Consider the following 24,859-nt stretch of genomic DNA (forward strand, 5'->3'; position numbering starts at 1 on the left):
ATCCAGCGCCCCGCTTGCAAGCGCAAGCAAAAGCAGCGACCCGGACATTGGATCCCGTCCAAAAAGCGCTGCAAACGCTCAAAAAAGCCACATCCATCTGTCACGTTACCCATTGCGTGGGGATGACAGCGTCACCACGTCACAGACGTGCCCCAGCGCAAGCTGCGTCCGGGGAACGATCGAATGGATAACGGGAAGAAAGGGAGAGGATGAACCGCCTGCTGACGATCCTGCGCGCCGTGGCTGCCCTCATCGTGGCTGCCGTCGTTGCCGTGCTGGTGTTCACCGTGCTGGGCAGCCTGCTGATGGCCGCCGGCATCTTCATCGCGGTGATGGTCGTTGCGGGCGGCCTCTACATCCTCTTCTTCGGCCGCACCACCGTCCGCCGCCAGGGGGGCTATGAGGTCATCGACATAACGGCCGTTGACATCACCCCGCCCCGCAAGACCCGCGACCAGTAAGGGCGGACGCCCTCTTCATGTCCGTGGCCCGCGCCGGATCGCAGGCGCAGATCGGACATGGCCCTTGATGGCCGCCCCGCCGGATTGTTAGAACGGCTGGGTATTGGCTGGCTGGGAATGGGTCCGAATGCCCGACGGGGACAGTTGCGGCGATAGTCCGCTCCGATGGTGGCTGGCCGTGCCGAAGCGCGGTCAGCACAGTGCGTCCCGACAGCCTGAGCGCATCGCGGCCCGCCAGGAGGCGCCCGCAGCCGCCGACCCGCGCCCCGTCCCGGCCGTCTGACAGGACATCCCATGGAAGCCCTTGCGGATCCGAATATCTGGATCGGCCTCGTCACCCTCATCACGCTCGAAGTGGTGCTGGGCATCGACAATCTCGTCTTCGTCGCCATCCTTGTCGGCAAGCTGCCCGTCGCCCAGCGTAACCGCGCGCGCATCATCGGCCTCTCGCTGGCCCTGTTCATGCGCATCGGGCTGCTGTTCTCCATCTCCTGGCTGGTGGCGCTCACCAAGCCGCTGTTCACCGTCCTCGACATGCCCTTCTCCGGGCGTGACCTCATCATGATCGTCGGCGGCGTGTTCCTGCTGGCGAAGGGCACGATGGAGCTGCACGAGCGCCTGGAGGGTGAGCCCAAGCCGCGCGAGAACGGCGCCGCGCGCGCCGCCTTCTGGCAGGTGATCGCGCAGATCGTCGTCCTGGACGCGGTCTTCTCCCTCGACAGCGTCATCACCGCCGTCGGCATGGCGAACGACCTGTGGGTGATGGTGACGGCCGTCTGCTGCGCCATGGCGCTGATGATGTGGGCGTCCCGCCCGCTGATGATCTTCGTCTCCCGCCACCCCACCGTGGTCATCCTCTGCCTCGGCTTCCTGCTGATGATCGGCTTCAGCCTGGTGGTGGAAGCCTTCGGCGTGCACATCCCGAAGGGCTATCTCTACGCCGCCATCGGCTTCTCGGTGCTGATCGAGGCGGCCAACCAGCTCGGCCGCCACAACCGCGAGAAGCGGATCACCACCAACGTGCTGCGCGAGCGCACCTCGGAAGCGGTGCTGCGTCTGCTCGGCGGCCGCCGGGGCGACGAAAGCCTCGCCGATACGGTGGACGTGATCGCGGAGCAGACCGCGCAGGGGGAGGTCTTCCGGCCCGAGGAAAAGGAAATGATCCGGGGCGTGCTCGATCTCGGCGAGCGGCCCGTCAGCTCCATCATGTCGCCGCGCAACGAGGTGGAGTGGCTCGATCTGGAGGACGACCGCGACGCCCTCCACGCCGCCATCTGCGAGCTCACCCATTCCCGCGTCGTGCTGGCGCGCGGGCGGGTGGACGAGTTCGCCGGGGTCGCCATCACCAAGGAACTGCTGAACGCCCTGATCGAGGGCAAGGACATCGACTGGGCCCGCGTCACCCGCCAGCCCGTGGTCGTGCATGAGAACACCAACGTGCTGAAGGTCATGGAACTGCTGCGCGGCTCCCCCGTGCAGATGGCCATGATCGTGGACGAGCACGGTTCGCTGGAGGGCATCGCCACGCCCACCGACATCCTCGAGGCCATCGCCGGCGAGTTTCCCGACATGGGCGAGGAGCCCGCCCGCCTCCGGGCGCAGGAGGATGGCTCCTGGCTGGTGGAAGGCTATATGGACATCCGCCAGCTCAGCGGCGCCCTCGACCGCGATCTCGTGGACGAGGACCACCGCTTCTCGACGCTGGGCGGCTACATCATCACGCATCTCGGCCATCTGCCGGAGGAAGGCGAGCGGCTGGAGGCGGACGGCCTCGTGTTCGAGGTCGTCTCCCTCGACAAGCGCAGCGTCGGCACGGTGCGGATCGCGCAAGCCGCCTGAGGCAGCCCCGCTTCGCAAGCGGCACGGGGCGGCTATAGTCACGCCGCACGGCCCGCGCTATGCCGGGTGCGCCATGGCCTGACCGGGGGAAGCGTTGCCGAAGCTCAATGACGTCGTCGCGGAGATCGCCGCCGACCTCGCCAAGGCGACCGAGCGCGGCGCCGTGGCCACTTACATCCCCATGCTGGCGGAAGTGCCGATCAACCAGTTCGGCATGGCGGTGGTGACCGCCGATGGCGAGACCATCCTGGCGGGGGACGCGGACACCGTCTTTTCCATCCAGAGCATTTCGAAGGTCTTCACCCTGACCCTCGCCCTCGGCCAGATCGGCGACGCGCTGTGGACGCGGGTGGGCAAGGAGCCCTCGGGCAACGCCTTCAACTCCATCGTGCAGCTGGAGTATGAGCACGGCATCCCGCGCAACCCCTTCATCAATGCAGGGGCCATCGTGGTGGCGGACGCCATGCTCTCCGGCCACCAGCCGCGCGAGGCGCTGGGCGCCATCCTGCGCTTCGTGCGTTTCGTCGCCGCCGACGAGAGCATCACCATCGACGAGGCTGTGGCGCGATCGGAGAAGGAAACCGGTTTCCGCAACACGGCGCTCGCAAACTACATGCGCTCCTTCGGCGTGCTCCGCCATCCGGTGGACCATGCGCTCGGCGTCTATTTCCACCAGTGCGCCATCGCCATGAGCTGCCGGCACCTGGCCCGCGCCGGCCGCTATCTCGCCTTCTCCGGCCGCCTGACGCCCGAGGGGCCGAGTGTGGTGGCGTCCGAGCGCGCCCGTCGCATCGCCGCGCTGATGCTGACGTGCGGCCATTATGACGGCTCGGGCGACTTCGCCTTCCGCGTGGGCCTTCCGGGCAAGAGCGGCGTGGGTGGAGGCATTCTGGCGATCGCGCCCGGCAAGGCCTCCATCGCGGTCTGGTCTCCGGGTCTTGATCCGCACGGCAATTCGCTACTCGGCTCCATCGCGCTGGAGCGCCTCGCCAAAGCCATGCGCTGGTCGGTCTTCGCCGGCTGATCCGCGGGGTGCCCCGGAACCTCCTGCCGGACGCGGGCGCAACCGCTGCGGATCCATCCTGGACCTCGCACCTGACGCAAGGTCCGCACAAGCTGCGCCTGGCACCTTACCCTGCTACAGCCCGACCCATCCGCCCCACGTGTCACTTCGTCGGCAGGAACGGCAGGCGTGCTGGGAGGGAGCGCTCGCCGGATGGAACAGGTCAGGCCCGAGGTGTTGCAGCGCGCGGTGCGATTCTCCCGCGTGCTCAGCCTGCTGGCCGCAGTCGCTGTCTGCGCGATCCTCACCATGACCGTCATCACCATCGTGCTGTCGCGGCAGGATGCGACGGAGGCGAATGCCAGCACCACGGAAAACGTGCTCCAGTTCGCGGCCCTGGAACTGGCGGACGACATCGGCGCCCTCCACACCATGCTGGTCGATGCCCGCTCCGTCTTCACTGACCGCCAGTCCTGGTCTTTGACGGACGCCCAGCTTCAGCGCTGGATGCAGGTCCGCACCCAACGCGGGCGCGAGCTCGAGGGCATTGCGATAACCGATCCCGGCGGGCGCATCCTCCTGTCGTCCTACTCCGACGTTCCGGCGGACTTCACCGTCGATGACCGCGACTATTTCGTCGTCCATCGCGACAATCCCAGCGCCGGCCTCTACGTCAGCCTTGTCCTGCGCAACCGCTTCACCGGGGAGCCTGGCATCATGGTCAGCATCGGCCGGCGCGCGCCGGACGGCACCTTCCTCGGCATCATGCTGGCCCTGGTGCGCCTCTCCTATCTCGACTCCCTGCTGGACGGCGGGCGGCTGGGACCGGAAGGCGCCCTCAGCCTCTGGCGTAGCGACGGCGCCCTGGTGCTGCGGAACCGGGTCAGCGGCGGCCATGAAGACCCGCAGGGTCGCGCCATATCGCCAACCTATCTTGCCCAGATCCTCAACACTCACCACGGCACGTTCGACGCCGCCCTCCCGCCCGGAACGCCGGTGCGCCGGCACACCTTCGTCCATGTGGCGGACGCGCCGCTCATCGTGTCCGCTTCCATCCCGGTCAGCGAGATCTACAGCCGCTGGAGCCACCGGGCGCTCGCGATGGTGCTCGTCACGTCGCTCGCTGTGAGCGCGATCATGGCCCTCACCGTGCTCTTCCGGCGTGAGCTGCTCCGCCGCGCCGAAGCGGAGGCACAGCTGAACGAGCTGGCGCGGGCGGACGGCCTCACCGGTATCGCCAACCGCCGCCGCTTCGATGAACGGCTTGGCCAGGAGTGGCGCCGGTCCTACCGGTCCTCCGGAACGATGGCCTTGCTGATGATCGACGTGGATCACTTCAAGGCGTTCAACGACACCCACGGGCACTGGACCGGCGACGACCTGCTCATCCGCATCGCCGCCACCCTTTCGCAGACGGTGCACCGGCCGGGCGACCTCATCGCCCGGTATGGCGGCGAGGAGTTCGCGGCCATTCTTCCCGACACCGACCGCGAGGGGGCATTGCGGATTGCCGAGCGCATTCTCGATGCGGTCCGCGCGCTCCGCTTCGAGGACAGCGCCGGACAAGTCTTGCCCGTTACGGTCAGCATAGGTGCCTGCGCCCTGTCGCCCTCCCCGGGGCAACAGGTTGCAGACATCGTGCGGCTTGCCGACGCAGCGTTGTACGAAGCAAAGGACCGGGGACGAAATTGCATAATCATGGCGCCTGACATGCCACGTGTCTTGCGGCCCGTGGCAGAGGCCTCTTAAAGAATGCGCCGCGTGCGTGAACCAACATGCAAGGAACGGAGGGAGGCGTGAGCAAGCACACCACCTCTGCCCCCTTGGTCACGCCCATCTCCGTGCTGCTGACACTGCTGGCCACGCTGGTGATCATGGGGATCACCTCGACGTCGTGGGAATTCATTGTTCAGGACCAGTTGCTCTCGCGCTTCGGCGTGAATTTCGAGACTTTCGGCAGCCACGACCGCTGGCGCTTCATCTACACGTCCGTGATCTTCGCCACGCTGAGCCAGATCGGCCCCGCGCTGCTGCTCTTCCGGCTCATGCGGCGGCTCGACCGGGCACGCATGGAGGTCATCAAGGCGCGCGAGAAGGCGGATTCCCTCGCCCGTCACGACCCGCTGACCGGCCTCGCCAACCGCCGCATCCTGCGCGACACCCTGCGCAAGCGCCTCGGCGCTGCGGGCGCCAACGGGCCGCACACCGCGGTGCTGCTGGTGGACATCGACCGCTTCCGCTCCGTTGCCGACCTGCACGGCCACAGCCTGTCGGATCTCGTGCTGGTGGAGGTGGCGAACCGGCTGAAGTCGCTGCTGCCCTCGGATGCCGTGCTCGCCCGCCTCGGCGGCGAGGAATTCATCGCCGTGATGCCCCGCCCCGCCTCGCTGGACGCTCTGGGCAAGCTGGCGCAGCACATCATCAACCACCTTTCCTCGCCCTACCAGTTGAACGGTCTGGATGCCCGGCTCGGCGCCACGGTGGGCATCGCCGTCTCCCCCGACAACGGCACGGACGAGATGGAGCTGATGCGCGCGGCCGAAGCCGCGCTTTACCGCGCCAAGGCCAACCCGGGGACCTACCGCTTCTTCCAGCCGGCCATGGACCGCGAGCTGAAGCAGACCCTCCGCCTCCAGCGCGACCTGCACACCGCCATCGCCAACGGCGCCATCGTGCCCTTCTACCAGCCCTTCCTGCGGCTCTCGGACAATTCCCTGGCCGGGTTCGAGGTGCTGGCCCGCTGGAACCACCCCATCCGCGGATTCATCTCGCCGGACGCCTTCATTCCCGTGGCCGAGGAAATCGGCCTCATCGGCCAGTTGACCACCGCCATCCTGCGGCAGGCCTGCCTCGACGCCTCGAAGTGGCCGCAGAACCTGAAGATCTCGGTCAACCTGTCGCCGGTACAGCTCAAGGAAGTCTCGCTGCCGGACCAGATCTACCGCACCCTGCGCACCGCCGGCTTCCCGCCCCAGCGGCTGGAGATCGAGATCACCGAGACCGGCCTCGTCAATGACGTGACCACCGCCCGCGCCATCCTCACCAACTTCCGCACCGCTGGCATCGAGGTGGCGCTGGACGATTTCGGCACCGGCTATTCGAGCCTCCAGAACCTGCGCAGCTTCCCGGTCACCAAGCTGAAGATCGACAAGTCGTTCGTGCGCTCCATGAACACAGATCCGCAGTCGAAGAGCCTCGTGGTGGGCATTCTCGCCATGAGCAAGAGCCTCGGCATCCTCACCACGGCGGAGGGCATCGAGGAAGCGGGCGAAGGCGTCTGGCTCGGCTCCATCGGCTGCGACTACGGGCAGGGCTATTGCTACGCCAAGCCCATGCGCGGCGAGGAAGTGCCCGCCTTCCTCAACAGCCGGGCAGCCGCTCCGGCGCCCGACGCCGGCGCCCGCCAGCGGGCGTGAGGGCAACACGACGCGCGACGTTTCCGATAGCTCCGACGAAGGCGGGGCATGCCTCTGGACGGGCGCGTGCTGCATAAGCACTGTGCCCGCCGCATCATGACAGGAGCCCGCCGTGCTGCCCCACCCGCCCCTGCTTCTGATCACCGATCGTCATCAGGCAAGGACCGATCTTTCGGACGTGCTCGAAGCATCCTTCGGCGCGGGGCTGCGCTGGACCAGCGTGCGGGAGAAGGACCTTGCCCCGGCCGAACAGGTGGACCTCGTACGGCGGCTTCTGCCCGTCGCCCATGCGCATGGGGCCTGCCTGACCCTCCACGGCACGGCCGCGCTCGCTCTTGAGGCCGGCGCCGATGGCGTGCATCTGCCGTCCGGGGCCGATGTGAATGCCGCGCGCGCCCTGCTGGGGCCGGACGCCTTGATCGGGCTCTCAGTCCACAGCATGGCGGAGGTCACGGCCGCACCGCCGTCCGCCTCCTATCTGGTGGCCGGTCCGGCCTTCGAGACCGCCTCCAAGCCCGGCTATGGCCCCGCACTCGGGCCAGAGGGGCTGGCGCAGCTCGCGCGCGCCACCGCCCTGCCCCTGCTGGCCCTCGGCGGCCTCGACCGCCACACGCTGCTCCTCTGCCAGGACAGCGGCCTTGCCGGTGCAGCCGTGATGGGTGGCGTGATGCGGGCGAACGATCCGGCAGCAGAAGTGCGCGCCCTGCTGGCCGCGATTGGGTAGTGAAGAAACAGTTACACGTTTGACGCGAATTTATGCTCTTCTTCAGGGATAAATTTTCATCTCTGGACGATTTCCCATGCGCATTGCGACTTTTAACGTCGAAAATCTGTTCGATCGCGCCAAAGCCATGAACCTTGAGAACTGGGATCAAGGACAGCCGGTCTTGGAGGCATTCAGCGCCCTCAATACCCTCTTGGGGCAACAGGTCTATTCCGAAGCGGACAAGCGCCGCATGGTCGAGTTGATGAAGACCCTCGGCCTTGAGGGCGCCGACACCGGTCCTTTTGTCCTCCTCCGGCGCAGCCGGGGCGCCCTACTCAAGCGCCCGAAGGAGGGCGACATCGTCATAACAGCAGCCGGGCGCGCCGACTGGGCCGGATCACTGGAACTGCGCGATGCGCCCGTGACCGAGGAAGCCATGCGCAACACGGCTCGCGTGATCGGCGACGTAAAGGCCGATGTCATGGCTCTCGTGGAAGTCGAAAGCCGGCCAGTGCTCTCGGCCTTCAACACTCAGATCCTGCCTGCGGTCAACGCCATACCTTTCGACCATGTGATGGTCATTGATGGGAATGACGAGCGCGGCATCGACGTTGGGATTGCCACCCGCGCCGATTATCCCATCGGCGACATGCGCAGCCACGTGGATGATCGTCTGCCCAATGGACAGCCCATTTTCTCCCGCGATTGTGCGGAATACGAGATCCACACGCCATCCGGCCAGAACCTGCTGCTTCTCCTAAATCATTTCAAGAGCAAGGGCTTCGGTTCCAAAGCCACGTCCGATGCGCGTCGAAAGGCACAAGCGGCACGGGTCGCCGAGATTTACAAGCAGCGCATCGCTGACGGGTACAGCCACATTGCGGTGCTGGGTGATTTCAATGATACGCCAGGAAGCGCGGCACTGGCGCCGCTGCTGTCCGGCACAGATCTCAAGGATGTGTTCGGCCATGCATCCTTCGACAACGGCGGCTATCCCGGCACCTACGGCCTTTGCAATGCCGATAACAAGATCGACTACATCCTCCTGTCTCCCGAACTGTTCGGCAAGGTCACGGCCGGCGGTGTGTTCAGGAAGGGCGCGTGGCCGGGCAGCCGTCCCAAGAGGTGGGACGTATACCCGGAGGTGGCAAGGCCTGCGGATGCCGCATCCGACCATTCAGCGGTCTGGGTCGATCTCGCTCTTTGAGCGGGAGGCAGGCCGGGCGCTGCTGGCCGCGTGGGGCTGAGCGATCAGCCCCCGTAGAGCCAATCGTAGCGCGACAGGAGGCTGCCGCCGGTGGCGCGCAGCGCCAGATCGCGGGCGAACCGGGCCGGGCCCTTCAGGTGATAGATCACCGCATTGCGGCGGGCCCCGCGCTGAACGCGGGCGGCGCGCGCCTGACGCAGCGCCTCGTAGCGGCGCAGCGCGGGCTCCAGCGGGCCGCCAGCCCCCAGAACGGACCCGAGCGTCGCGGCGTCCTCGATGGCCTGCGCGGCGCCCTGCGCGAGGAAGGGCAGCATGGCGTGGGCGGCATCGCCCAGCAGCGTCGTGCGCCCGGCGCCCCAGCGCGGCAGCGGGTCCACGTCATAGAGGCCCCAGCACAGGAAAGAGGAGGCATCGAGCAGCAGCGAGCGCACTTCGGGCGCCCATTGCGAGAAGGCCTCATGCACGGTGCTGGCGTCGCCCGGCTCGCTCCAGCGGTTGACCGGCCGGTCCTGTCGCACGATGGCGACCACATTCACCGCCGCGCCGGCGCGGATGGGATAGGTCACGAGGTGGGCGTCGGGGCCCAGGAACAGGCGCACATCCGGCGGCGTGTCGGCCCGCACGGGAATGGTGGCGCGATAGGCCACACGCCGGGCAAAGGACGGGCGCACGCCCACCTGCAGATGCTCGCGCACCAGCGAGCGCACGCCATCGGCGCCGATCACGATGTCGGCGGTCTCGGCGATGAGGCCGGCCTCCTGCTCCGCCACAGCGCGCAGATTGTCGCCATGGGTGTCGAGGCTTTGCAGCCGGGCCCCAAGCAGGATGTCGCACCCCGCAGCCTTCGCGCCGTCGGCCAGGGCCTTCTGCAAGTCGGCCCGGTGCAGCACGAGGAAGGGCGCACCGTATTTCGCGACGGCAGGCGCATAGTCGCAGCGGGCCAGCAGGCCGAAGGTCTGGCCGTCCCGCACCTCAAGGGCGCGCGGCTTCACGGCGACCGTCTCCAGCGCATCGAGCACGCCGAAATCGCGCAGGTGACGGGTGGCGTTGGGCGTCAGCTGAAGGCCGGCGCCCACTTCGGCAAGCTCGTCCGCCTGCTCCACCATGCGCACGGCGAGGCCCGCCCGGCGCAGGGCGATGCCGCACGCCAGACCGCCGATGCCGGCACCGACGATGAGCGCACTGGCGGGCGAGGTCTGGCCCAATGTCAGGCCGCCGGCTTGTCTGCCCAGACGCAGCCTTCAGGCTTCGCCGTGCCGGCCTTCAGGGCCGGATTGTAGCGATAGAGGGTGGAGCAGTAGGAGCAGACCGCTTCCGTATCGGAACCCAGATCGATGAAGATGTGCGGATGGTCGAACGGCGGCTTGGCGCCGATGCACATGAATTCCCGCGCGCCCACTTCGATGACGCTCACGCCGAGATCGTTGCAGAAGTGAGGAATGCCTGTGTCCGCCATTGGCCTTGTCTCTGTCCCATCGGGTTGCGCGCGAGCTTAGAGCATGTTCCGGCGCGCTTGAACACCTCCCTGCCGCACCGCGCCGCCATGTCGCGCGGGGACATCGCGCACGAAGCGGCCGGATCGGCGCTGCACGCGCGGCTTTCTCTTCCGAGCCGCAAAGCAGACCTTGCCTCCATCGCACCTTTGCGGGTATGAGCGGACCAGAGCGCAATTTTTTGGTGAGCGAGCAGCAGCCCGTGTCGTCCCGTCCGACGAACATCGCTGGTACCTCCCCCCGGATTGAGACCAATCCGGGCAACGCTCTTGTTCTGCGCGCGCTCCTTCTCCTTAGCCGCCCCTGAGGGCCGGCCGGGCGCACGCGCCTGGGCACTCAGGGGATGCGGAAAAGCCAGACCGACGCACCCGAGGCCCTCTCTCCTGACAATCGGATCGAGACGGCCCGTCCCGAAGGACCCGTGACATGACCGAGACCACCGCCGCTACGCCCGCCGTCTCCACCGAGGCGACCGACCGCGTCATCATCTTCGACACCACCCTGCGCGACGGCGAACAGTGCCCCGGCGCCTCCATGACCTTCGAGGAGAAGCTCGAGGTCGCGGAATTGCTGGAAACCATGGGCGTCGATGTCATCGAGGCCGGCTTCCCCATCGCCTCCATCGGCGATTTCGAGTCGGTGGCCGAGATTGCCCGCCGCTCCAAGACGGCGATCATCGCCGGCCTCTCCCGCGCCGCCCTCAACGACATCGACCGCTGCGCGGAAGCGGTGAAGCAGGCCAAGCGCGGCCGCATCCACACCTTCCTGTCCACCTCGCCGGTGCACATGAAGTACAAGCTCCAGAAGGAGCCCCACCAGGTGCTGGAGATGATCGTCGCCTCGGTGACGCGCGCCCGGAACCATGTGGAGGATGTGGAGTGGTCGGCGGAGGACGGTACGCGCACCGAGATGGACTTCCTCTGCCGCTGCGTGGAGGCCGCCATCAAGGCCGGCGCAACCACAATCAACATCCCCGACACCGTGGGCTACACCACGCCGCAGGAATACGAGGCGCTCTTCCGGACGGTCCGCGAGCGCGTACCAAATTCCGACAAGGCCATCTTCTCGGTCCATTGCCATAATGACCTCGGCATGGCGGTCGCCAACTCGCTGGCCGGCCTCGCCGGCGGCGCGCGGCAGATCGAATGCACCATCAACGGCATCGGCGAGCGGGCCGGCAATGCGGCGCTGGAAGAGGTGGTGATGGCCATCAACACCCGCCGCGACGTGCTGCCCTATCGCACCGGCATCGATGCCACCCTGCTCACCCGCGCCTCGAAGATGGTCTCGGGCGTGACGTCCTTCCCGGTGCAGTACAACAAGGCCATCGTCGGCCGGAATGCCTTCGCCCATGAGAGCGGCATCCATCAGGACGGCATGCTCAAGCACACCCAGACCTACGAGATCATGACCCCCGAGAGCGTGGGCGTGACCAAGACCTCGCTGGTGATGGGCAAGCACTCCGGCCGCGCTGCCTTCCGCGACAAGCTGAAGGCGTTGGGCTACGAGCTGGGTGAGAATGCGCTGAACGACGCCTTCACCCGCTTCAAGGACCTCGCCGATCGCAAGAAGGTCATTTACGACGAGGACATTGAGGCGCTGGTGGATCAGGGCATCGCCGCTGCCTACGATCGCGTGAAGCTGCTGTCGCTCTCGGTGATCGCCGGCACCCGCGGCCCGCAGCGCGCCACGATGCGCATCGAAGTGGATGGCCAGCCCCGCATTGAGGAAGCCGAGGGCAACGGCCCGGTGGATGCCACCTTCAACGCCATCAAGGCGCTGATCCCGCACACCGCCAAGCTCGAGCTCTATCAGGTGCATGCCGTGACCGAGGGCACGGACGCGCAGGCCGAGGTCTCGGTGCGTCTCGCAGAGGACGGCAAGGTGGTGACCGCCCGCGCGGCCGACCCCGACACGCTGGTCGCGTCCGCGCAGGCCTACATCACGGCGCTCAACAAGCTCTCCGTGAAGCGCCAGAGCGTGAACGCGCAGGCCGCCGCCAGCTGAGCGGTGCCCGACACGACACATCCGAAGCCCTCGCCCTCCGGCGGGGGCTTTTTTGTCTGAGGACGGTCCATGCACCGCACCGGTGTTCTGCTCGCGCTCCTCTCCGCTGTGCTGTTCGGCGCCAGCACGCCGCTCGCCAAGCTGCTGCTGGGCGCGGTGGACCCGTGGATGATGGCGGGCCTGCTCTATCTCGGCGCGGGTTTAGGGCTCGGCCTCATGAAAGCGGGCCACAGGCTGGCCGGACAGCCCGCCAGCGAAGCGCCGCTGCAACGGGCGGACCTGCCGTGGCTGGCGCTGGTTATTCTCGCCGGCGGCGTGCTCGGGCCGCTGCTGCTCATGCTGGGCCTCAGCCGCACGGATGCCGCCAGCGCCTCGCTGCTGCTCAATCTGGAGAGCCTCGCCACCCTCGCCATCGCCTGGGTGGCCTTCCATGAAAATGTGGACCGCCGGCTTCTGGTAGGTGCCGGCGCCATCCTCGCGGGCGCGCTGGTTCTGTCCTGGCAGGGCGGTGGACAATGGGGATGGGGCGCGCCGCTCATCGCGGGCGCGTGCCTGTGCTGGGGTATCGACAACAATCTCACCCGCAAGCTTTCCGCCGCCGATCCGGTGCAGATCGCCTTGCTGAAGGGGGTGGTGGCGGGGAGCGTGAACCTCGGGCTGGCCCTGGCTTCGGGCGCGCCCTTGCCCGCGCCGGCCCTTCTCGCGGCGGTGCTGGCGGTCGGCTTCCTCGGCTATGGCGTCAGTCTGGTTCTTTTCGTGCTCGGCCTGCGCCATCTCGGGGCCGCACGGACTGGCGCCTATTTCGCGCTGGCACCCTTCGTCGGCGCACTTCTGGCGGTGGGGCTGCTCGGCGAGCCGCTCACCGTGCGGCTGCTGCTGGCGGGGGGACTCATGGCCATCGGGCTCTGGCTGCACCTGACAGAACAGCATGAGCACGAGCACGACCACCTGCCCCTCGCCCATGCCCATCGCCACCGGCACGACGCGCACCACCAGCACGCCCACGGCCCCGATGACGCGCCCGGCGAACCGCACAGCCACTGGCATGTGCATACACCGCTGCGGCACCGCCATCCCCATTACCCGGACCTGCACCACCGCCACCGGCACGACGGCGCGGCCGCTGAAGCCGACGAACCGCCCGCGCATCCGCACGGCTGAGACCGGCCCCGCCCACCAGACATAAGAAAGGCCGGTGCTCGCCGGCCTTTCTCGGGAGTATCGCCGCTTATTGCGGCGGCTTGGTATCCGGGGGCGCCTCGGGACGCCCGCCGCCCTGCGGGGGATGCTCGGGGCGGGGACGCTCCGGACCACCCGGCGGACGCGGCGCCTCCGGACGTGGTGCTTCGGGGCGCGGGGCCTCGGGCCGGGCCGCCGGTGGGCGCTCGACCTGGGAGGGCCGGACCTGCTCGGGAGGCGGCGGCGCGGGACGCGCCGGCTCCGGCCGGGGCGCGGCCGCGGGCGGCGGGGCCGGACGCTCGCGTTCGGCCGGTGGTGGGCCGGCCGGGCGCGGAGGCTCCGCACGGGGCGCTTCCGGACGTGGGGCCGCCGGGGGCGGTGCGGCTCTCTCCCGTTCGGCAGGCGGCGGCGCAGCGGACCGTTCGGGCTCGGCGCGTGGGGCGGCAGGCGGCGGCGTGGGACGCTCGGCCGGAGGCGCGGGACGCGCGGGCTCCGGACGCGGGGCCCCGCCTGGCGGCGGCGGAACGGGACGCTCCCGCTCGCCGGGCGGCGGCACAGGGCGCGCGGGTTCGCCGGGAGGCGGCGGGGGCGCCGGACGCGCAGGCTCGGGTCGCGGGGCGGCACCGGGCGGTGGCGGCGCAGGACGGGCCGGCTCCGGCCGCGGCGCAGCACCGGGAGGCGGAGGCGCAGCCTGCGGAGCGGGCGCACCGGCGGGCGCGGGCGGAGCGGCCGGTGCGGGCTGGGGCTGTCCCTGCGCCGGCGGTGGAGGCGGCGGCGGGAGGGCGCGCCCGCCCGGCGCATTGGGCGCCTGCGGCAGCGCGGGTGGCACGGCATTCGGCCGCTCGCGCTCCAGTTGCTCAATCACCTGCGTCGCGCGCTGCTGGCGCTGCTGGAGGATCCGCTGCTGCATCTGCTCGCGCTGGCGCAAGGTTTCGAGACGAGTGCGCTCATAATCCGCGCGGTTGCGTTCTGCGTCCGCCCATTCACGCTGGAGCTGGCTCTCCCGCATCTCGCGGAAGCGCTCCACATCCTGCCGGTAGGCCGTCTCGTTGCCGGAGAAGCGCGCTTCCCGCAGCGCCTGCCTCTGGTCGGGCGCGAGCACGCCGAGAAGGGCGGCGGAAGGCGCGATGGCGGCCGGCGCTTCCGGTCCCACATACTGGCGGATGAGCAGGCGCCGCTCGGCCGGCACGTCGCGGATCACCCGCGGCGGCGGCGGGATGTCCTGCGCGGCGGTTACATAGGGCCGATAGATGCCGAGGCGGGCGCCCCCGGTGTCGTCGAACACCTGATCGTAGCGGTTCACATAGACCACGCGGCGCGTGATCACCTCACGCTCCACGACGGTGCCGAATTCCTGCGGCGGCACGAAGCGCGTCACCACGCGGCCGTTGCCGTAATAGGGATCGTAGGGCCGCGCGTCGGTGGCGAGCCAGCTCGCGAGCGCCGCGATGGGCAGGACGCGCACGGTGAGATCCGGCGCCGCCACATAGCGGTCCTCCACGAAAACCCAGCTCTCGGCCACCGGCGCCTCGTAGCGGCGGGGCGGGCCATAGGCATAGCCGGGCGCATCGGGGGCGATGGGCGCCCAGCCCGTATGCCCGCCGCCGCGCCGCCATTTCACCCAGGCCGGCGCCCAGGTGTCGCCGGGCACCCAGAACCAGCCGTAATCGGGATCATAGCCCCAGCGGCCGTAATGATAGACGGCCCAGGCGAAGGGCTCGGCCGAATCCCAGTACCAGCCGTCGTCGGTCCAGACCCATCGACCTTCCTGATAAGGCCGCCACGAGGCGTCGAGGCCCGTGGGCACCCAGACGTACTTATAGACCGGATGGGAGACCCAGGTGCCGTGTTCGGCCAGCGGTGCATAGAAGACGTTCACGTCCACCTGCTGCACCGAGGCCGGGCGGGGACCCGGCGCCTGCGCCAGCGCGGGGGCGACTGCCCCCAGCAGGACACCTGCGGCCGCGCCTGCCGCCAGAAGGCGGGTGTGCCGTTTCAGCCGAAGAACCATCGTGAGCCTCGCCTGCTGTTTCGGGACGGACAACGGCAGAGATGGAGCCTCTGTTCCGTGGCGCCGTTGGGGAAAGAAGAAGGTAATTCAAGGCCTTGGACCCCAGTTCGCGGCGCCGGGATGGCGCTGGCGAGGCAGGGGGTACCACCATCCGGCAGGGCTGCCACAAGTGGCGGGCGGCGAAGCGTGACATTCCCTAGCGAAAGGATGACTTGACGGAAGGGGCGCGTGGCCCTTCAACAGAACAAAGTGCGCGAACAAGGCGCCGGTTCTTCCCCGGGAGGGGATACAGAGGAGGACGTGATGTTCAGGAAGACCGCGCGCGCGGCCTTGGCCGTGCTCATGGGTGCCGCCGCCTTCAGCCTTGCGGCGACCCCGCGGGCGGCCCAGGCGCAGGCCTATCCCGCCCGGCCGATCACCGTGGTGGTGCCCTTCGCGGCCGGCGGCCCGACCGACACGGTGGCCCGGCTCGTCGCCGAATCCATGACCAAGACGCTCGGCCAGCAGGTGATCGTGGAGAATGTGGGCGGCGCCGGCGGCACCCGCGGCGCGGGCCAGGTGGCGAAGGCCGCGCCTGATGGCTACACGCTCCTGCTCCACCACATCGGCCAGGCCACCGCCCCGAGCCTCTATCGCAAGCTGCCGTACAAGGTGACGGACTTCGAGACCGCCGGCCTGATCACCGCCGTGCCGATGACGCTCATCGCCAAGCCCGGCTTCGAGCCCAAGTCCATCGCCGACGTGGTCGCCTATGTGAAGGCGAACAAGGACAAGGTCACCTATGGCAATGCGGGCGTCGGCTCGGCCTCGCACCTGTGCGGCATGCTCTTCATGTCGGCTGTGGGCACGCAGGTGACGACCGTGCCCTATCAGGGCACGGGCCCGGCCATGAACGATCTCGTGGGCGGCCAGATCGACCTCATGTGCGACCAGACCACCAACACCACCGGCCAGATCAAGGGCGGCAAGGTGAAGGCCTATGCGGTGACGACCAAGGAGCCGGTGAAGTCCCTGCCCGACCTGCCCACCATGGAAGCCGGCGGCCTCAAGGGCTTCGAAGTGACGGTGTGGCACGGCCTCTATGCGCCCAAGGGCACGCCGGCCGACGTGGTGGCCAAGCTCAACGCCGCCCTCAACACCGCGCTGGAAGACCCCAAGGTGGTGGCCCGCTTCGCCGATCTCGGCACCGAGCCGGAGCCGAAGGACCGCCGCAGCGCCGAATTCCACAAGACCTTCCTCACCGCGGAAGTCGCCAAGTGGAAGCCGATCATCGAGGCGGCCGGCGTCTATGCCGATTGATTGCCGCCACGGCTGAATCTCCCGCCCGCCGGCCTCAGGTCCGGCGGGCGGCTTCTTCTTGAGGAGGGAATCGGCTGAGCCACCCCTCCCATCCATCTCACGTGTGATACCGGGGGGACCGACGGGCCATGGGCTTCGTGCGCAATCCGAAGGATGTGATTTCAGGGCTTCTGTTCATCGCCCTTGCGGCGCTGTTCGCGTGGCAGTCGCGGGAGTTGCAGATCGGCACGGCCATGCGCATGGGGCCGGGCTATTTCCCCCTGCTGCTCTCCGCCGTCCTCGCCCTGCTTGGCCTCATCGTGCTGGTGAACGGCCTGCGCACGCCGGGCGAAGCGCCCACCGGCACGGCGTGGCGCGCACTCATCATCCTCGTCGGCGCCACCGTCTTCTTCGGCTTCGCCATGAAACCCCTCGGCTTCCTGCCGGCGGTGGGCGTCAGCGTCTTCCTCTCCACGCTCGGCAGCCGGCTGTTCCGCCTTCAGACCGCCCTCGCGATCACCGCCGTGATGTGCGTCTTCTGCTGGGCGGTCTTCATCCTGGGGCTCGGCCTTCCGCTGCCGCTCCTCGGCCCGTGGCTCGGCGGGCACTGAGGCGGGCGGACATGGAACTCCTCGACAACCTCTCCCTCGGCTTCTCGGTCGCGCTGTCGCTGCAGAACGTCTTCTACTGCTTCGTCGGCGTGCTGCTCGGCACGCTGATCGGCGTGCTGCCGGGGCTCGGCCCCATCGCCACCATCGCCATGCTGCTGCCCATCACCTTCGGGCTGCCGCCGGTCTCCTCCCTCATCATGCTCGCAGGCATCTATTACGGCGCCCAGTATGGCGGCTCGACCACCGCCATCCTCATCAACCTGCCCGGCGAATCCTCATCCGTGGTCACCGCCATCGACGGCCACCAGATGGCCCGGCAGGGACGCGCGGGGGCGGCGCTGGCGACAGCCGCGCTCGGCTCCTTCTTCGCCGGCACGGTGGCGACCTTCCTGCTCGCCGTCTTCGCGCCGCCGCTCGCGGAACTGGCGCTGAAATTCGGCCCGCCGGAATATTTCGCGCTGATGGTGCTCGGCCTCGTCGCCTCGGTGACGCTGGCCTCCGGCTCCGTCGTCAAGGCGCTGGCCATGATCGTGCTCGGCCTGCTGCTGGGCCTCGCCGGACAGGACATCTACACCGGCGTGCCGCGCCTCACCTTCGATCTCGACGAACTCTCGGACGGCTTCGATTTCGTCGCCCTCGCCATGGGCATGTTCGGCATCGGCGAGATCATCCGGAACCTGGAGGACGAGAGCCAGCGCTCGCTGGTGGCGGCCAAGGTGAAGAGCCTGCTGCTGACCAAGGACGAGTTCAAGGCCATCATCGCCCCGGTGCTGCGCGGCACGGTGCTCGGCTCCTTCCTCGGCATCCTGCCGGGCGGCGGCGCCATGCTCTCCTCCTTCGCCTCCTATTCCATCGAGAAGAAGGTCTCCCGCACGCCGGGCCGTTTCGGCCGTGGCGCCATCGAGGGCGTGGCGGGACCGGAGAGCGCCAACAATGCCGGCGCGCAGACCTCCTTCATTCCCATGCTCACGCTGGGCATTCCCTCCAACCCGGTGATGGCGCTGATGATCGGCGCCCTCATCATCCAGGGCATCACGCCCGGCCCCAATGTGGTGACGGACAAGCCGGATCTGTTCTGGGGCGTGATCGCCTCCATGTGGGTCGGCAACCTCATGCTGGTGCTGCTCAACCTGCCGCTGATCGGCATGTGGGTGCGCCTGCTCACGGTGCCCTATCACGTGATGTACCCGGCGATCATCGCCTTCTGCTGCATCGGCGTTTACAGCGTCAACAACAACACGTTCGACGTCTACACCATGGCCCTGTTCGGCATCCTCGGCTATGCGCTGGTGAAACTGGACTGCGAGCCGGCGCCCCTGCTGCTGGGCTTCGTCATCGGCCCGATGCTGGAGGAATGGACTGCGAGCCGGCGCCCCTGCTGCTGGGCTTCGTCATCGGCCCGATGCTGGAGGAATATCTGCGCCGGGCCATGCTGATCTCGCGCGGCGACCCCATGGTCTTCGTCACCCGGCCCATCTCCGCCGCGCTGCTCATCCTCGCCGCCATCGCGCTGGTGGTGGTGCTGCTGCCCTCGGTGCAGAAGACCCGCGAGGAGGCCTTCAAGGAGTGAGCGGCCGTTGCCAACGCTCGGTTTCGCGCGGGGCCTGCCAGACCCGCGCGAAGCTTGTCCACAGCGTCCGGCGCGGCGTGAATTTTCTGTCACGCTGTGCTGGACAGTCGGGGGGGCCTTTGCTACATGAGCCTTCCCGAACGGGGACACCCCCGAGGGCGCATAGCTCAGTTGGTAGAGCAGCTGACTCTTAATCAGCGGGTCCTAGGTTCGAGCCCTAGTGCGCCCACCACTTTCCTCCCAAGGTTCAAGTGGTTCTCTCCCGGTCCGCCGCAAGGCGGAACGGCGTTCGGTACCATGACCCCGTGACGGGGGCGCATAGCTCAGTTGGTAGAGCAGCTGACTCTTAATCAGCGGGTCCTAGGTTCGAGCCCTAGTGCGCCCACCATCCCGTCACCCGGCCGAGACCAAAGCGAAGCGTGGCGACACCCCTTCCTCTGGGACAGCTCCGTTTCGATCTTCTCCAACCTTCCGGACATCCGCTTGTGCCCCGGCCGGCGGCGCTTTATCACCCGGTTTGCAGGAGCCTTGAGAGGCTCGCGTAAGCGTTAACGTCATTCAACGCACCGACGGATGTTCAAAACCTCCGGACGTGCGCCTGCGCCCCAGTCAGCCGCGTCCGGACCTCACCTGAGTGACGCACATGACTGACACCTCTCCCGTCCCCTCCGATCTCGACCTTCCGCGCATCGAGCGCGTGCGCCACGACCTGCGCCGCCGGCGCCTCACCGTCGCCGCGACGGAACGGCTGACCCCGCACATGATCCGCATCACCCTCAGCGGTGCGGAGATGGAGGGCTTCACCTCCCTGTCCCCGGCGGATCACATCAAGATCTTCGTGCCGGACGGCCAAGGCGGGACGCAGATGCGCGACTACACGCCCCGGCGCTACGATGCCGCCACGGGTACGCTGCTCATCGACTTCGCGGTGCATGAGGCAGGTCCCGCCACCCGCTGGGCGCTCGATGCCCGCGTGGGCGACGAAGTGGAGATCGGCGGCCCGCGCGGCTCGATGGTCATCGGCGGGGCGATCCGCAACTGGCTGCTGATCGGCGACGAGACCGCCCTGCCCTCCATCGGCCGCCGGATCGAGGAATTCGCCCCCGGCACGACCGTCACGAGCCTCGTGGCGGTGCCCGGACCCGAGGACGAGCAACGGTTTGAAACCGAGGCCCGCCTCACCGCCCTCTGGGTCCACCGGCGCGATCCGCGGGAGGTCGGACCTCTGCTCGAGCCTCTCAAGGGCATCGACATCCCGGCCGGCACGTTCGTCTGGCTCGCCGCCGAAGCCTCGGTCACACGGGCCATCCGCGCGCATCTGCTCGGCGAACGGCAGGTGCCGCCCGGCTGGTTGCGGGCATCGGGCTATTGGGTGCACGGCACCGCCGACGCCACAGAGAAGTTCGAGGACTGAAACGCGATGCCGGGTCCCGAGGGACCCGGCAGATGGCTGGGATCAGCTGCCGACGAGGCCGAATTCGGGGCTGGAGGCTTCCGCGTGCAGCTTCTTCGGGATGCGGCCGGCGAGGCGCGCCAGACGCCCGCCTTCCACCGCGTAGCGGAAGGCGCGGGCCATGCGCACCGGATCGTGGGCCTTGGACACCGCCGTATTGAGCAGCACCGCAGCACAGCCGAGCTCCATGGCCTGCGCGGCGTCGGACGCGGTGCCGATGCCGGCATCCAGCACGACGGGCACCGGCGAGCGGGCGCAGATCAGCTCGATCATGTGCGGATTGGCAATGCCAAGGCCGGTGCCGATCATGGAACCGAGCGGCATCACGGTGGCGGCGCCGAGATCCGCCAGCTTCTGGCAGGTGACAGGATCGTCATTGCAATAGGGCAGCACCACGAAGCCCCGGTTCACCAGTTCCTCGGTGGCCTTCAGCAGCTCTTCCACGTTGGGATAGAGCAGCTCGCGGTCGCCGATCACCTCCAGCTTCACCCAGTCCGTCTCCAGCGCCTCGCGCGCCAGTTCGGCGGTGAGGATGGCGTCCTTGGCGGTCTGGCAGCCGGCAGTGTTGGGCAGGATGTGCACGCGGCCGGTAAGAAGGTCCGCAAGGCTCTCCTCATAGCCCTCAAGGCTCATGCGGCGGATGGAGGCGGTGGCCATTTCCGAACCGGAGGCCTCCAGCGCATCGAGAAACACCTTCTGGTTGGGATAGCCCGCCGTGCCGAGGAACAGGCGGGAGGAGAAGGTGCGGCCGGCGATCACCAGCGGATCGGCCAGCGTGCTCGGGACGGGAACGTTCACGTTCATGTCGGTCTCTTTCCGGCCGGCTGATCCGGCGCTCAGATTGTTCGCGGGGCTGATGCGGTCAGCCGCCCTGCTTGGCGTGGATGATCTCCACCGCATCGCCCGAGGCGAGCGCGGTGGCCTCCCAGGCGCGGCGAGAGACGACGGCGCCGTTCACGGCCACCGCAATGCCCTTGCGGGTGGCATCGAGCCCCACGGCGCCGAGGAGATCGGCCACGGTCTTCACCGCCATCTGCTCATCCTTGCCGTTCACGCGCAGTTGCTTCACGTCCCTCGCCTCTCGCCGTCTGTCTGTGCTTTCAGGTCCAACGCTGCCACGGACGTTTTCGTTCGTCACGCGGCCGGGTTCATTCCGCTGCCGCGCGCGGCAGGAAGCGTTCCGCCACGAAGGGCGCGATCACCGGGTCCGTCTCACCCTCAAGGATGAGGCGGGAGATCGCTTCCGCCGTCACCGGCAGCAGCAGGATGCCGTTGCGGTGATGGCCGGTGGCGAACACCAGCCCCTCCACCTCGGCGCTGCGGCCGAGAATGGGCGCGTCGTCCCGGCTGCCGGGGCGGAAGCCGACCCATTGCTCGAGGATCGGCAGTTCCTCGATGGTGGGCAGCGCCCGCCAGGCATGGGTGAGCAGCGCCAGCTGCCCGCCGGCGGTGAGATCGGCATTGAAGCCGCGCTCCTCCACCGTCGCACCAACGATGAGCCGCCCGTCCTTGCGCGGTACGAGATACGTGCCCGGCGCCCACACCACATGGCTCAGGATGGGTGCGGCCGGGTCCATGGCGAGCGCCAGCATCTGCCCCTTCACCGGCCGCACCGGCAGCGGTGTCGCGGGAGTAATGGCAACGCCGCGCGACCATGCGCCTGCCGCCAGAACCACGATATCCGCCCCGAAGCGCTCGCCCTTCGCGATGACGGCACGGGCGCGACCGTCCACGACCTCCACGCGCTCGACGGGCATGTCCTCATGCAACGTCGCGCCGGCCTTCAGCGCCGCAACGCGCAAGGCAGCGGAGACCTTGCGATTGTCCACCTGATGGTCCTCGGGGCACCATACGGCGCCCGCGAGCTTGGTGGCGAGATGGGGTTCGCGCCGGCGCACCTCCGCTCCGTTCAGCCACTCCACCGGCAGGCCGAGGCCCTGCTGGAAGGTGATGAGGTGGCGGAGCTTGGCCGCATCGTCCGCATTGAGGGCGAGAACGATGGTGCCGTCCGTGCGCAGGTCCACCGCCATGCCGGAGGCGGCCTCCAGATCGGCGGCAAAGGAGGGCCACAGGCGCTGGCTCTCGCGATTGAGGGCGAGCAGGCCCTCCTCGCCGGGTTCCGCCTCGGCGCAGGCGGCAAGCATGCCGGCCGCCGCATGGCTGGCGCCAAGGCCCGTGCGGCCCTGCTCGAAGATCTCCACCGTGCAGCCGGCTTCCGCGAGCCGCCAGGCGATGGACAGGCCCATGACGCCGCCGCCGACGATGGCGACACGCGGCCGCGCACCGGATGCGCGCGCGGAATGGGCGGACGAAGATGCGGAATCGTGATGCGACAAGCTCTCGCTCATCGGCTCCTCCCTACGCTGGCATGACCCAGACAGGTTCGATGGGTGTGATCTCAGCCGCGCGTGACGCGCGGCACCCCAGGCCGTCAAGTCATTATCGCCGCACGATGCTTCGGCGGCAAGGAAAACCATTGCGCCATCTCGGCGCGGGGGAGGCAGTGCCACGTTTCGCCCGCCGTCGCAATGCGGCGGGCCGACCGCAGGCGGCGTTGCCGCCTAGTCGACGGCGGCGTTCAGGCGATCGCGCAATTCCGTGAGCTGGACGCGCAGGCTTTCCCGGTCCTCGGCGCACAGGCCGATGGCCTCGCCCATGGACTGGAGGACCTCCTGCGCCTTGGCTTGCAAGGCCCGCCCCTCGGGCGTGAGCGTGATGTTCACCACCCGCTCGTCAGCCGCATTCCTGGCGCGGCGCACGAAGCCCGCCCCCTCCAGGCGCTTGAGCAGCGGCGTCAGCGTGCCGGAATCCAGATGAAGCTGCTCGCCCAGTTCCTTCACGCTCTGGCCGTCCTTGTTCCAGAGCAGCACCAGCAGCAGATACTGCGGATAGGTCACATCCAGCGCCTTGAGCAGCGGGCGGTAGGCGCGCGTGAAGGCGTGTTCGGCGGAATAGACGGCGAAGCACAGCAGGTCGTCGAGGCAGAAGGTGGACATGGCAAGGGCCGTCTCTGTGAACGGCTGTTTATATCACGCGACGCAATTGTGTTGCACACAATCATTTCATGGCAGGGCCGCGATTCTGCATTGCTCCAAATTAGCTGGTGTGCAATTAATTTGGCATGCAGGGGCAGACGCCCCACCCTGACAGACGCGGCCGCATGCCGTGGAGATTGCCCATGACGCCTCACCCGCAGATCCGGGATGGCCAGCGGCCTCCCTCCCCCGAACCTGAAGTCGAAAGCGCCGTGCCTCCGACGGACGCGGTGCCAGCCGGCTGCCTGTGCCGCGGCCGGGATGCCGGTGTGGATTGCCGCGCGCCCCACTCGACGTGCGACGACGTGCCGGTCATGTTCTTCTCCTGAGACATGACCTTGAGGGAGCGCCGCCGTGAAACTCTTCTGGTCGCCCAGAACCCGCGCCTTCCGCACGCTCTGGCTGCTGGAGGAGACGGGCGCTCCCTATGAACTGGTCCGCGTGGACCTGAATGGCGGCGACGGCATCGACGATGCCGAGTTGCTCGCCGCCAATCCCATGGGCAAGGTGCCCGCGCTGGTGGATCGTGGCATCCCCATCGCCGAGAGCGGCGCCATCGCGCTCTACGTGGCCGACCGTTTTCCCGAGGCCGGCCTTTCCCCGCCGCTGGGCGATCCCGAGCGCGGCCCCTTCCTGCACTGGATGATCTTCGTCGCCTCCTGCGTGGAGCCGGCGCTGGTGCAGAAGATGAAGGGCGTGGAACTGCCCACCAGCGCCGCCGGCTGGGGCAGCTTCGAGAAGGTGATGTCGGTGCTGGACGCCCGCCTCAGCACCCATCCCTTCCTGGTGGGCGAGCGGTTCACGGCCGCCGACACGCTGCTCGCCACGGACCTCGGCTATTTCATCCAGGTCTTCAAGATGCTGGAGCCGCGCCCCTCCTTCACCGCCTATCTGGCGCGCTGCGCCGAACGCCCGGCCTTCGTCCGCGCCCGCGCCATCGAGGCGGAATACGCCTGAGGACGCCTTGCGCCGCGTGCCGCCACGCGGGCAAATGTCCGGCATGTGGCTGCTCCGCTCCCTACTTCCCATCGCCCCGTTCGTCCGCCGCCTGCGCCATGGCATGACGCTGGGCGTGCGGGCCATCGCCATCCGCGACGACCGCGTGCTCCTTGTGCGCCACACCTATACGCCCGGCTGGCATCTGCCCGGCGGCGGGGTGGACGTGGGCGAGACGGCGGAGGCGGCCGCCCGGCGCGAGCTGATGGAAGAGGCCAATGCCCGCGCCACCGGCCCGCTTCTGCTGCACGGGGTCTTCTTCAATCCCCGGGTGGGCGGGCGCGACCATGTGGTGTGCTTCCGCGTGGGCGATTTCGAGCAGGGGCCGCTCCCCGGCCCCACCTTCGAGATCGCCGAGGTCGGCACCTTTCCCCTCGGCGCCCTTCCGCCCGATACCACCACCTCGACCCGGCGGCGGCTGGAGGAGCTTGCCAGCGGACGCGCGCCGGACGATTGTTGGTAGACAAACAAAATGGCATGATCCGGCATCCGCCGTGTCCGTATGATCCTTCGCGTGAAATTCGGGCTTGCAGCGTCGCGCGCGGCAGCGCATCACACACGGCATCGCGGTATAGAGCGGCAAGAAGGAGCGAG

21 protein-coding genes, 2 tRNA genes, 1 pseudogene and 1 riboswitch are annotated in these 24,859 nt (G+C 68.4%); of the genes and pseudogenes, 17 read left to right on the forward strand and 7 right to left on the reverse strand.

The features are described 5' to 3' along the window. Positions 1 to 209 precede the first annotated feature (209 nt). The 7 genes from AZC_RS18185 to AZC_RS18215 all read left to right on the forward strand — a co-directional run bounded on the left by AZC_RS18185 (position 210) and on the right by AZC_RS18215 (position 8,632). On the forward strand, positions 210 to 461 hold the full coding sequence (locus tag AZC_RS18185) for a hypothetical protein (RefSeq protein ID WP_012172059.1): 252 nt from the start codon (positions 210 to 212) through the stop codon (positions 459 to 461). Positions 462 to 755: 294 nt separating this feature from the next. Further along, positions 756 to 2,300, forward strand: coding sequence for a TerC family protein (locus tag AZC_RS18190; protein WP_012172060.1), 1,545 nt, complete (start codon positions 756 to 758; stop codon positions 2,298 to 2,300). 94 nt (positions 2,301 to 2,394) lie between these two features. Beyond that, positions 2,395 to 3,324, forward strand: coding sequence for a glutaminase (locus tag AZC_RS18195; RefSeq protein ID WP_012172061.1), 930 nt, complete (start codon positions 2,395 to 2,397; stop codon positions 3,322 to 3,324). A 192-nt stretch (positions 3,325 to 3,516) separates the two neighbouring features. Beyond that, positions 3,517 to 5,052, forward strand: a complete 1,536-nt coding sequence (locus AZC_RS18200; protein ID WP_052285988.1) for a sensor domain-containing diguanylate cyclase — start codon at positions 3,517 to 3,519, stop codon at positions 5,050 to 5,052. Positions 5,053 to 5,099: 47 nt separating this feature from the next. Continuing rightward, positions 5,100 to 6,719 carry a putative bifunctional diguanylate cyclase/phosphodiesterase gene (locus AZC_RS18205; RefSeq protein ID WP_052285989.1) on the forward strand — a complete coding sequence of 540 codons (1,620 nt, stop codon included), beginning with the start codon at positions 5,100 to 5,102 and terminating at the stop codon, positions 6,717 to 6,719. A gap of 112 nt (positions 6,720 to 6,831) precedes the next feature. Further along, positions 6,832 to 7,443, forward strand: a complete 612-nt coding sequence (locus AZC_RS18210) for a thiamine phosphate synthase (protein ID WP_012172064.1) — start codon at positions 6,832 to 6,834, stop codon at positions 7,441 to 7,443. Positions 7,444 to 7,519: 76 nt separating this feature from the next. Then, positions 7,520 to 8,632 carry an endonuclease/exonuclease/phosphatase family protein gene (locus AZC_RS18215; protein WP_012172065.1) on the forward strand — a complete coding sequence of 371 codons (1,113 nt, stop codon included), beginning with the start codon at positions 7,520 to 7,522 and terminating at the stop codon, positions 8,630 to 8,632. 44 nt (positions 8,633 to 8,676) lie between these two features. Here AZC_RS18215 and AZC_RS18220 read toward each other — a convergent pair whose 3' ends face one another. Next, the gene (locus AZC_RS18220) at positions 8,677 to 9,837 is read right to left on the reverse strand and encodes an FAD-dependent monooxygenase (protein WP_012172066.1); all 1,161 of its coding nucleotides are present in this window, start codon (positions 9,835 to 9,837) and stop codon (positions 8,677 to 8,679) included. A gap of 2 nt (positions 9,838 to 9,839) precedes the next feature. Beyond that, a complete protein-coding gene (locus AZC_RS18225; protein ID WP_012172067.1) occupies positions 9,840 to 10,088 on the reverse strand; it encodes a zinc-finger domain-containing protein in 249 nt (82 codons plus the stop codon). A gap of 463 nt (positions 10,089 to 10,551) precedes the next feature. Between AZC_RS18225 and AZC_RS18230 the strand changes: the two genes are divergently transcribed. Then, entirely contained in the window at positions 10,552 to 12,132 is a 1,581-nt protein-coding gene (locus tag AZC_RS18230) for a 2-isopropylmalate synthase (RefSeq protein WP_012172068.1), read from the forward strand. Positions 12,133 to 12,201: 69 nt separating this feature from the next. Next, on the forward strand, positions 12,202 to 13,293 hold the full coding sequence (locus tag AZC_RS18235; protein ID WP_012172069.1) for a DMT family transporter: 1,092 nt from the start codon (positions 12,202 to 12,204) through the stop codon (positions 13,291 to 13,293). Positions 13,294 to 13,360: 67 nt separating this feature from the next. Here the strand turns inward: AZC_RS18235 and AZC_RS24510 are convergent, their stop codons facing one another. Continuing rightward, a complete protein-coding gene (locus AZC_RS24510; protein ID WP_052285990.1) occupies positions 13,361 to 15,322 on the reverse strand; it encodes a DUF6600 domain-containing protein in 1,962 nt (653 codons plus the stop codon). Between the two features lie 303 nt (positions 15,323 to 15,625). Here AZC_RS24510 and AZC_RS18245 point away from each other — a divergent pair, with 303 nt between their 5' ends. The 6 genes and pseudogenes from AZC_RS18245 (at position 15,626) to AZC_RS18270 (ending at position 20,195) form a co-directional block, all read left to right on the forward strand. Further along, complete coding sequence (locus AZC_RS18245) at positions 15,626 to 16,621, forward strand: tripartite tricarboxylate transporter substrate-binding protein (RefSeq protein WP_043879564.1); 996 nt, start codon at positions 15,626 to 15,628, stop codon at positions 16,619 to 16,621. Between the two features lie 128 nt (positions 16,622 to 16,749). After that, positions 16,750 to 17,211 carry a tripartite tricarboxylate transporter TctB family protein gene (locus AZC_RS18250; RefSeq protein ID WP_012172072.1) on the forward strand — a complete coding sequence of 154 codons (462 nt, stop codon included), beginning with the start codon at positions 16,750 to 16,752 and terminating at the stop codon, positions 17,209 to 17,211. 11 nt (positions 17,212 to 17,222) lie between these two features. Next, positions 17,223 to 18,781 (forward strand): annotated as a pseudogene (locus AZC_RS18255) (tripartite tricarboxylate transporter permease). A gap of 156 nt (positions 18,782 to 18,937) precedes the next feature. After that, a tRNA-Lys gene (locus AZC_RS18260) sits at positions 18,938 to 19,013 on the forward strand. A gap of 80 nt (positions 19,014 to 19,093) precedes the next feature. Further along, positions 19,094 to 19,169 (forward strand) — tRNA-Lys (locus AZC_RS18265). Positions 19,170 to 19,424: 255 nt separating this feature from the next. Further along, a complete protein-coding gene (locus tag AZC_RS18270; RefSeq protein ID WP_043879565.1) occupies positions 19,425 to 20,195 on the forward strand; it encodes a siderophore-interacting protein in 771 nt (256 codons plus the stop codon). A gap of 42 nt (positions 20,196 to 20,237) precedes the next feature. Here AZC_RS18270 and AZC_RS18275 read toward each other — a convergent pair whose 3' ends face one another. The 4 genes from AZC_RS18275 to AZC_RS18290 all read right to left on the reverse strand — a co-directional run bounded on the left by AZC_RS18275 (position 20,238) and on the right by AZC_RS18290 (position 23,230). After that, positions 20,238 to 21,038: a thiazole synthase gene (locus AZC_RS18275; RefSeq protein WP_012172075.1), complete on the reverse strand. Its 801-nt coding sequence runs from the start codon at positions 21,036 to 21,038 to the stop codon at positions 20,238 to 20,240. Positions 21,039 to 21,096: 58 nt separating this feature from the next. Beyond that, entirely contained in the window at positions 21,097 to 21,303 is a 207-nt protein-coding gene (gene thiS / locus AZC_RS18280; protein WP_012172076.1) for a sulfur carrier protein ThiS, read from the reverse strand. A gap of 79 nt (positions 21,304 to 21,382) precedes the next feature. Next, positions 21,383 to 22,582 carry a glycine oxidase ThiO gene (gene thiO, locus AZC_RS18285; RefSeq protein ID WP_081434040.1) on the reverse strand — a complete coding sequence of 400 codons (1,200 nt, stop codon included), beginning with the start codon at positions 22,580 to 22,582 and terminating at the stop codon, positions 21,383 to 21,385. Then, positions 22,571 to 22,670: riboswitch (TPP riboswitch) on the reverse strand. (Overlaps the previous gene by 12 nt.) Positions 22,671 to 22,795: 125 nt before the next feature. Further along, positions 22,796 to 23,230, reverse strand: coding sequence for a MarR family winged helix-turn-helix transcriptional regulator (locus AZC_RS18290; RefSeq protein WP_012172078.1), 435 nt, complete (start codon positions 23,228 to 23,230; stop codon positions 22,796 to 22,798). A gap of 393 nt (positions 23,231 to 23,623) precedes the next feature. On the opposite strand from AZC_RS18290, the gene AZC_RS18295 reads away from it, so the two are divergent. Continuing rightward, positions 23,624 to 24,226 (forward strand): glutathione S-transferase family protein, encoded by a 603-nt coding sequence (locus tag AZC_RS18295; protein WP_012172079.1) that lies wholly within the window; start codon positions 23,624 to 23,626, stop codon positions 24,224 to 24,226. Between the two features lie 43 nt (positions 24,227 to 24,269). Then, positions 24,270 to 24,728: an NUDIX domain-containing protein gene (locus AZC_RS18300; protein ID WP_043880491.1), complete on the forward strand. Its 459-nt coding sequence runs from the start codon at positions 24,270 to 24,272 to the stop codon at positions 24,726 to 24,728. Positions 24,729 to 24,859 lie beyond the last annotated feature (131 nt).

It is taken from the genome of Azorhizobium caulinodans ORS 571, assembly GCF_000010525.1.
Classification (GTDB): Bacteria; Pseudomonadota; Alphaproteobacteria; order Rhizobiales; family Xanthobacteraceae; genus Azorhizobium; species Azorhizobium caulinodans.